Origin of the sequence: Pseudomonas sp., from assembly GCF_049645325.1 — a bacterium.
Taxonomy (GTDB): Bacteria; Pseudomonadota; Gammaproteobacteria; order Pseudomonadales; family Pseudomonadaceae; genus Aquipseudomonas.
In genome coordinates, this window is record NZ_JBARTQ010000653.1 from 1 (window position 1) to 2,199 (window position 2,199).

Below are 2,199 nucleotides of genomic sequence, written 5' to 3' on the forward strand. Positions count from 1 at the left end.
TTTACGTCCCGCGATCCTGTATCCTCAACTGGTATCCGCCTCGACCCTGAAACCGGAGGTCGTAAGCGGACTCGATATCATGATCGTTCGTGAATTGACCGGGGGCATTTACTTCGGTCAGCCACGCGGCATTCGCACACTCGATGACGGTCAGCGGCAGGGTTTTAATACACTGGTCTATTCCGAAGCGGAGATCGAGCGCATCGGCCGCTCTGCATTCGAGATAGCACGTAAACGGTCCGGACGACTGTGCTCGGTTGACAAGGCCAACGTTCTGGAGGTTTCAGAACTGTGGCGCGCGGTCATGACCGGACTTGCAGATGAGTACAGTGATGTCGAGCTGAATCATATGTATGTCGACAATGCCGCCATGCAACTGGTACGGGCACCGAAGCAGTTCGATGTCATGGTAACGGATAATATGTTTGGCGACATCCTCTCGGATGCGGCCGCCATGCTCACCGGCTCCATCGGCATGCTGCCGTCGGCGTCGCTGGACACCAACAATAAAGGCATGTACGAGCCGTGCCACGGCTCGGCGCCGGACATCGCGGGCCAAGGCATTGCCAACCCGCTGGCGACGATTCTGTCGGTCTCGATGATGTTGCGCTACAGCTTCAGCCTCACTGAAGCGGCAGATGCCATCGAGAAGGCCGTCAGCCTGGTGCTCGACCAGGGTTTGCGCACCGGCGACATCTGGTCGCAGGGTTGCACAAAGGTTGGCACACAAGAAATGGGCGACGCAGTAGTCGCCGCGCTGCGGAATCTGTAATCTCTCGGGCCCGCTTGCAGTTGTTGCTGCAAGGCGGCCCACTTTTTAACAAGGTGTAGTTGCGATGAAACGTGTAGGTCTGATCGGTTGGCGCGGTATGGTCGGTTCCGTGCTCATGCAGCGGATGCTGGAAGAGCAGGATTTCGATCTTATTGAGCCGGTGTTTTTCACCACTTCTAACGTTGGTGGCCAAGGGCCGTCCGTGGGCAAGGATATTGCGCCGCTCAAGGACGCCTACAGCATTGAAGAGTTGAAAACCCTCGACGTGATTTTGACTTGCCAGGGTGGCGACTACACCAGCGAAGTCTTCCCCAAGCTGCGCGAAGCGGGCTGGCAGGGTTACTGGATCGACGCCGCATCGAGCCTGCGCATGCAGGATGACGCGGTCATCGTTCTGGACCCGGTCAACCGCAAGGTCATCGACCAGCAGCTGGATGCGGGCACCAAGAACTACATCGGTGGCAACTGCACCGTCAGCTTGATGCTGATGGGCCTGGGCGGCTTGTTCGAAGCCGGCCTGGTCGAGTGGATGAGCGCCATGACGTATCAGGCGGCCTCCGGTGCCGGCGCGCAGAACATGCGTGAGCTGATCAAGCAAATGGGCGCAACCCACGCGGCCGTCGCCGATCAACTGGCCGATCCTGCCAGTGCGATCCTTGATATCGACCGCCGTGTGGCCGAAGCCATGCGCAGCGACGCTTACCCGACCGAAAACTTCGGCGTGCCGTTGGCCGGCAGCTTGATTCCGTGGATCGACAAGGAACTGCCGAACGGGCAGAGCCGTGAAGAGTGGAAGGCCCAGGCCGAGACCAACAAAATCCTCGGCCGCTTCAAGAGCCCGATCCCGGTCGATGGCATCTGCGTGCGCATTGGCGCCATGCGTTGCCACAGCCAAGCGCTGACCATCAAACTCAACAAAGACGTGCCGATCGCCGATATCGAAGGGCTGATCAGCCAGCACAACCCATGGGTCAAGCTGGTGCCGAACAACCGCGATATCAGCATGCAGGAGCTGAGCCCTACCAAGGTCACCGGCACCCTGAATGTACCGGTGGGCCGTCTGCGTAAGCTGAACATGGGTACTCAGTATCTGGGCGCGTTTACGGTGGGCGACCAACTGCTGTGGGGCGCGGCTGAACCGCTGCGTCGCATGCTGCGGATTTTGCTGGAGCGGTGATTGCTGTCAGGCAATGAAAAAGCCCGCGCTGGGTGACTGGCGCGGGTTTTTTTATGGGGGTATATCCGTTATTTGGGTGATGGCTTGTATTGGTTCCGCTCTTACAGCGGCTCACTTTTGATAGAGCGCAAAAGTAAGCAAAACGCTCTTGCCCCTCCACTCGGCACCTCGCTTAGGCTCGGTGTGCCCTCACTCCGGCTTGAATCCGTGGGCCGCCGTGACGGGCCATCCATGGCCCAACACGGCTAAC

Annotated in this window: 2 protein-coding genes; both read left to right on the plus strand. The window is 59.0% G+C overall.

All coding sequences use genetic code 11. The annotated features are described in order from the left end of the window. A partial coding sequence (leuB, locus tag WBB95_RS28090; protein ID WP_424490542.1) for a 3-isopropylmalate dehydrogenase occupies positions 1 to 772 on the plus strand: 772 nt, incomplete at its 5' end. A gap of 64 nt (positions 773 to 836) precedes the next feature. Next, complete coding sequence (gene asd / locus WBB95_RS28095; RefSeq protein WP_048718908.1) at positions 837 to 1,949, plus strand: aspartate-semialdehyde dehydrogenase; 1,113 nt, start codon at positions 837 to 839, stop codon at positions 1,947 to 1,949. Positions 1,950 to 2,199 lie beyond the last annotated feature (250 nt).